The following is a 6,279-nucleotide window of genomic DNA, read 5'->3' as shown; positions in this document are numbered from 1 at the left end:
GAAATAGAGGAAAGGTCGAGACCCCACAGACGGAACGTCGAGGAGGCTCGACTTCCTCCCCGCGGAAAGCAAGTGCCTGGAGCGGAAAGGAACGGACCATGATTCTTTCTACACTCATCTTAAATGCAAATCTTAAACAAAATAGCCACTAAAAAGGACTGTCCTGGTTATTCATCTCATTTATTATAAAGATGAATTATCGAGAGGGCAGTCCTTTTCGTGTGATTTCAACATAATTAGGGAAATGATGATTGTAATAGTATCCGCCAATTGCAATCACAGAAAAATGAAAAAGGGGAAGTATCATTATCATGATCGGGCTTTTTAATAGCAATACACCTTCTTGGACCATGAATACTTCTATGGTTAACAGGAAAAGGATGGTCAACAGTGCATATTGCTTATCCTTATTTCTAAAAAAGATAACCAGTGCATAAAAGTAGGTGGTAAACCAAATGTATATCGCATTTCCCGCAATCAAGTCCCGCGTAGGATTAGAGAAATGATTCAATGGGATGATATATAGTTCCAAAAGGGATGATAGAATCCAGGCAAATGAAAGAGAGACGGTCGACAGAGCAAAAAACAAGGTAATGAATAGTACATAGTGATTAGGATCATCTTCAAGCAGCTTCCACCACACTTTAGACAGGATGACAGAAATGAGTAAGAAAAATGATGTGTAATACGATTGCCACCAATGGTGTTCATACAAATTTGAATAGGTGAACCATGTTTCAATGAGAAAGAATAAACCAATGATCAAGGCAATCCGTGTCGCTCTTAAATGATAGACAACAATATACGTGAGGGCGATCGGCACAGAAAAGGCTTGAGAACTAATCGATCCTAACACACTGTCATTGTAATTATTCGATATTATATGGGGATGATACGTATAGCTGTTAAATAAAACAAAGATGATATATTCGAATACATAAGCTAAGCCGGAAATGAAAAGCCAAAATAATAAAATCCGAGCAGACATATGACGGTTCTTAACGACAATTATGACTAACAGGATAATGCTGATAAGACTAAGGGATACAAATGGAACCCAATTCGCCATGCTATTGCTCCTAACGTTTCAGTATAAAAATAGTGTTTACAGATTGGGTGTATTTATTTATCGAGGTGAATTATTTGTGAACATTTTCTATTGTAGCCGCTTTAATATTGAAGGATTTTCCTGAAGAGACTATAGTTAACATTAACTGCTTCCAAACCGTAGTGAACGATATAGATATAGAAAGGGGAGCACCCGTTTGAAAATTAGTGATTTTTCCATACGCCGTCCTGTATTCACCATTGTCACCATGCTACTCATTCTTATTCTTGGAGGAGTTTCCCTCCTCCGAATCCCATTAAAGCTCATTCCTGATCTAAATCCTCCAGTTGGGGTCGTCGTGACTAATTATCCTGGCGCAAGTCCTGAAGAAGTGGTGGAAAAGTTGACGAAACCACTGGAAGAGAGCTTGTCCACTTTACCAGGAATGAAAAACATCCAATCTACTTCCAGTGAAGGCTCAAACTTCATTCTCCTTGAATTTTCATGGACAACCTCCATTGATGAGATAGAAAATGATGTACTTCAAAGAATAGATCAAAACCCACTTCCGGATGGGGCGGATAACCCCAGGTTTCTTAAGTTCGATCCGGCCCAATTTCCTATCATTCAATTCTCTTTGCGTGAAGAGGGTAAGGAAAGTAATTTAAAAACGCTATCCGAGAATTTGAAGTTGGAATTAACCCGGGTTGAAGGAGTGGCCAATGTAAACGTTTCTGGTTCACTCCAGGATGAAGTGGTCATTGAATTAAATCAACAAGCGCTGAAAGATAATCGTTTAAGTCAATCTGACGTTATTAACACGATTAGAGCAAATAATATAACATCACCTGGGGATACCATAGAAACTGATGGACAAACCTTAACCACCCGTGTCATGAGTGAATTACAGTCCGTTGATGAGCTGGAAAAATTGGTGCTTCAAGTGAATCCTCAAAATGGTAAGAAGATCACCCTTGGGGAAGTGGCGGCTGTTGAGAAGAAGCAGCAGGACACGAATACGATCACTCGTGCCAATCAGGACTCTGCCATCCTTTTTAGCGTGTTACAACAATCGGACGCAAACACAGCTTCTGTTTCAAAAGCCTTTCAAGATGAGCTGGATCGTCTACTTCAACAAGACCAATACAAATCAATCAAAGCAGACATTCTCTTTGATCAGGGGGACTACATTACCCAAGCGATAGGAAATATTGCAAATTCCCTTATCATTGGCGGGGCTTTTGCCATGCTTGTTCTATTTCTATTCCTGAAGAATGTAAAGAGTCCGTTAATCATTGGTGTGGCGATTCCATACTCTGTCATCGTTACATTTGTCTTAATGTTCTTTGCTGATTTTGCTTTGAATATCATGACTCTCGGAGCACTTGCCCTTGGAATTGGAATGCTTGTGGATAATGCCATTGTTGTCATTGAAAATATTTATCGGCACCTTTCCCTTGGGAAAACACCGAGAGAGGCTGCGAGTATCGGAGCCAAAGAAGTGGGTGGAGCCATTACGGCATCTACTTTAACAACAGTTGCAGTGTTTTTACCTGTTGTCTTTATTTCAGGTTTGCTTGGTGAATTATTTACCGAATTTGCCCTGACCATTTCTTTTAGCTTATTAGCATCCCTCGTTGTAGCCTTAACGGTCATCCCGATGTTAGCAAGCAGATTATTGAAGAAGCCTAAAGGAAATCTCGAAGCGAAGCGTAGGCGCTCAAAAAGCAGAAAAACATTTGCGAGATCTATCAAGTGGGCCCTTCGTCACCGATTCATCGTCCTGTTTATTACGGCTCTCACTCTGGTCGCAGGCGGTTTCGGCTTGACGACAGTAGGAACACAGTTTTTACCTCCAACGGATGAAGGGTTTTTCAATATGAGGGTCGAATTAGATAATGGAGCATCCGTGGAAGAGACAAACAAAGTTGTAAATGCAATTGAAGATAGGCTGGAAAAGGAAAAAGATGTCGATGTTTTTGTAAGCCTGGTCGGTACAACTCAGGAAGAGTCCTTTAGAGGAAGTTCAAAAGGGAATATTGCTGAAGTGTACGTGAAAATGAAGCCTTTAGAAGATCGTGGGAGATCCATATTCACTTTTGCAGATGAAGTAAAACCTGAGATAGAAAAAGCTGCAAAGAAGGTAAATGATTCATCGGAAATTTCTTTTAACCTTCAGTCAACATCAGGTTCCAGCCCTCAAACCCTGACGTTCAATTTAAGGGATACAGATCCAAATCGATTGGATCAATCTGTCGATACATTATTCCATTCTTTGAAGGGTATGGAAAACGTCTCAGAAGTAACGACGGATCAAATGGAAACGGTCAAAGAAGTCCAAATGAAAGTGAACCGTGACAAAGCTCTCGAACAAGGGTTGGCACCAGCTCAAATAGGCACACTTGTACAGGATGTAACACGAGGTGTATTGGCGACTCAAATGGTTACAGAAACGTCTGATGTCATAAACGTCCTTGTACAATATGACCGTAATATTACGGAGAATCTTGACTCCCTGAAGAAACTACTTATCCCTAACGGACAAGGGAAGTATATTCAATTAAATTCTGTAGTGGATTTTTCGATAGAAGATGGTCCTGTCAGTATACAGAGAATCGATCAGCAGCACGCCGTTCAATTCACTTTGAAGTATTCTTCGTCCACCAATCTCGGGGCAATCTCGAAAGCTGTGGATGAGAAGATAGAATCTTTGGAACTTCCGAATGAGACATTGGTTTCATTCAGTGGTGACAGGGAGTTACTGGAAGATTCCATTGACGATATGGCACTTGCACTTGGACTGGCAATTATTCTTGTGTATATGGTCATGGCTGCACAGTTTGAATCCTTTAAATATCCATTCGTCATTATGTTTACAGTGCCGCTCATGGTCATCGGGGTCGCAATAGCGCTGGCTGTAACACAAACACCTATAAGCATTTCAGCGATCATTGGTGTCATTGTCCTGGCAGGCATTGTTGTAAACAATGCGATTGTGATTGTTGATTACATCAACCAGCGTAAAGAATCAGGAATCAATAGCTTTGATAGTATTGTTGAAGCGGTTCAAGACCGGGCACGGCCGATATTAATGACCGCATTGACGACTATACTTGGCTTGTTACCTCTTGCCCTGGGACTCGGGGAAGGTACTGAGATCAATCAGCCGATGGGGATAGCCGTCATTGGTGGATTAATAAGCAGCACACTGTTAACGATTTATGTCATTCCCATCGTATACAGTTTCTTTGATAAAGAAACGAGAAGAATGAAGAGAAATCGTGAAGCATACGGTAATAAAGAATAGTCAAAGTCAAACGAGCCAACCTGACAGCTAAGTAGTCATCTCCTCAAATCGAGCAGGTACCTTAGACTGCAGGTTAGCTTTTTTTATTACCCATTTTGAAAGAAGTCCTTGGCGGGGGGGGGAATCGATATGAAGAAAGGGAACTATTTAATCACGGGGTTTCCAGGGTTTTTGAGTCTTAATATTGTGGAAGAATTAATTAGTCAAGAAAAGGCGTCATCGATCTACTTGCTTCATTTAGCCACTATGACTGAAGAAGCAGAGGAATTAGCCGGTAAGCTTGCAGGAAATAAGGAAACCGACCTCATTTTAGTCCAGGGGGACATTACACAACCTGATCTTGGAATGTCAGAAGGGAACATAGCTGAAATACGTGAAACAGTGGAGTATGTCTGGCACTTGGCTGCCATCTATGATCTTGCCGTGCCTGAAAATCTTGCATATAAAGTAAACGTCGAGGGAACACGGCACGTTAATTCTTTCTGTGAAACTCTTCACCGATTAAAGAGATATGTTTATTTCTCTACTGCGTTTGTGGCCGGTACACGTAAAGGAGAGATTTATGAGAAGGAGCTTCTGTGTCCTGACCGCTTTAATAATTTCTACGAACAGACAAAGTATGAAGCAGAGGTATGCGTTTCGGAACTGAAGGGAATCCTGCCGATTACGATCATCCGTCCCGGTATCGTTAAAGGAAGTTCAAAGACGGGTGAGACAGTTAAGTTTGATGGTCCGTATTTTATTATGAATATGTTTAAGCGATTATCCTTTTTACCCTGGATACCCTTTCTCGGAGAAGGAAATGCCCTCATCAATATCGTTCCCGTCGAATATGTCGTCCGGGCTTCGATATACCTCGGCCATGAAGGGATCGGAACAGGAAAAACCTATCACCTTACCGATCCACAACCAGTGACGGTAAAGGAAGTGTATGAACAGATTCTATGGCATATGTACAAGAAACAGCCTCGGGGGAAAGTTCCCTTATCTCTTTCCAATTGGGCACTGGGCTTTCGGTTTGTACGCAGATACTTGAAGGTAGAACGTGAAGCGCTTGATTATTTTACACTTGAAGGAAGGTTTAATTGTCAATATGCTCAAGAAGACTTAAGAGGATCTCACATTCAATGCCCAACCCTCTCAAGTCAAATTGAAAAAATGGTTGAATTTTATCTTGAACATTCTTCTAACGAAAAATTACATGTGAAGATTAATTGAGGAAGAATTCATGAAGATTGTCAGATAGTGTCTTAATCCTCGTAATAATTGGGAGGGAAATGGTAAAAATAATGGGAGAAGCATCAATAGGAGGATTCTCGAGATGTCATTTTCCCTTACGCAAGATCCGATCCGGTACATACATCCTATCATTCATTCACTTCAACGCCAATTGCCGGGATGCCCATGAAAACTTCTATTACAAAATTAGAAGGAATTCTATGGAGCATCGCTCTCCCTGGTTTTCCGCAATTACTGGTTGGACTTTGGTTTAAGGGAACGTTATTTGTGCTTCTTGAGATTATTATCAATGTCCAAAGTAACTTCAATCAAGGGATTATGTATAGTTTTTTAGGGGAAACCCATAAAGCAGCTTCTGTCATTGATTATCAATGGTTGATGTTTTATCCATGTCTTTATATGTTTGCCATGTGGGATGCTTATAAGCTTGCTCAAACCAAGGAAGAACCTTATATATTTTTACCCTTTGTCTTGTCTGCTTATATGGTGACCGTTGGCTTGATGTACTCTCCGAAGGTATATTTATTTGGTGAATTTATCGGACCTGTCTTTTTGCCGATGTTGTTCGTGATTCCCGGAGTGGTGCTTGGACTAATCATTCGATCAATCCTCCTCCGGATCCATTAAGTATTATCTCTTTACGAAACGTCATTCATGAGGTAAGATATGGCTATACAACTTAAAC

General features: G+C 40.8%; 4 protein-coding genes. 3 read left to right on the top strand and 1 reads right to left on the bottom strand.

The window, feature by feature from the left end; genetic code table 11:
* Positions 1-196: 196 nt before the first annotated feature.
* Positions 197-1,069 carry a hypothetical protein gene (locus DET59_RS04760; RefSeq protein ID WP_113968449.1) on the bottom strand — a complete coding sequence of 291 codons (873 nt, stop codon included), beginning with the start codon at positions 1,067-1,069 and terminating at the stop codon, positions 197-199.
* Between the two features lie 196 nt (positions 1,070-1,265).
* Here DET59_RS04760 and DET59_RS04755 point away from each other — a divergent pair, with 196 nt between their 5' ends.
* The 3 genes from DET59_RS04755 to DET59_RS04745 all read left to right on the top strand — a co-directional run bounded on the left by DET59_RS04755 (position 1,266) and on the right by DET59_RS04745 (position 6,221).
* The gene (locus DET59_RS04755) at positions 1,266-4,355 is read left to right on the top strand and encodes an efflux RND transporter permease subunit (RefSeq protein ID WP_113968448.1); all 3,090 of its coding nucleotides are present in this window, start codon (positions 1,266-1,268) and stop codon (positions 4,353-4,355) included.
* 129 nt (positions 4,356-4,484) lie between these two features.
* A complete protein-coding gene (locus DET59_RS04750; RefSeq protein WP_113968447.1) occupies positions 4,485-5,573 on the top strand; it encodes an SDR family oxidoreductase in 1,089 nt (362 codons plus the stop codon).
* A 186-nt stretch (positions 5,574-5,759) separates the two neighbouring features.
* A complete protein-coding gene (locus tag DET59_RS04745) occupies positions 5,760-6,221 on the top strand; it encodes a hypothetical protein (RefSeq protein WP_113968446.1) in 462 nt (153 codons plus the stop codon).
* Positions 6,222-6,279: the final 58 nt, after the last annotated feature.

Source organism: Rossellomorea aquimaris, from assembly GCF_003315075.1.
Classification (GTDB): Bacteria; Bacillota; Bacilli; order Bacillales; family Bacillaceae_B; genus Rossellomorea; species Rossellomorea aquimaris_C.
Note: the sequence above shows the minus strand (reverse complement) of the source record. Positions and strands in the feature narration are given on the sequence as shown.

Coding starts and splice junctions, on each gene's coding strand:
- DET59_RS04760 (WP_113968449.1), bottom strand. CDS start 1,069: ATGGCGAATTGGGTTCCATTTGTATCCCTTAGTCTTATCAGCATTATC.
- DET59_RS04750 (WP_113968447.1), top strand. CDS start 4,485: ATGAAGAAAGGGAACTATTTAATCACGGGGTTTCCAGGGTTTTTGAGT.
- DET59_RS04745 (WP_113968446.1), top strand. CDS start 5,760: ATGAAAACTTCTATTACAAAATTAGAAGGAATTCTATGGAGCATCGCT.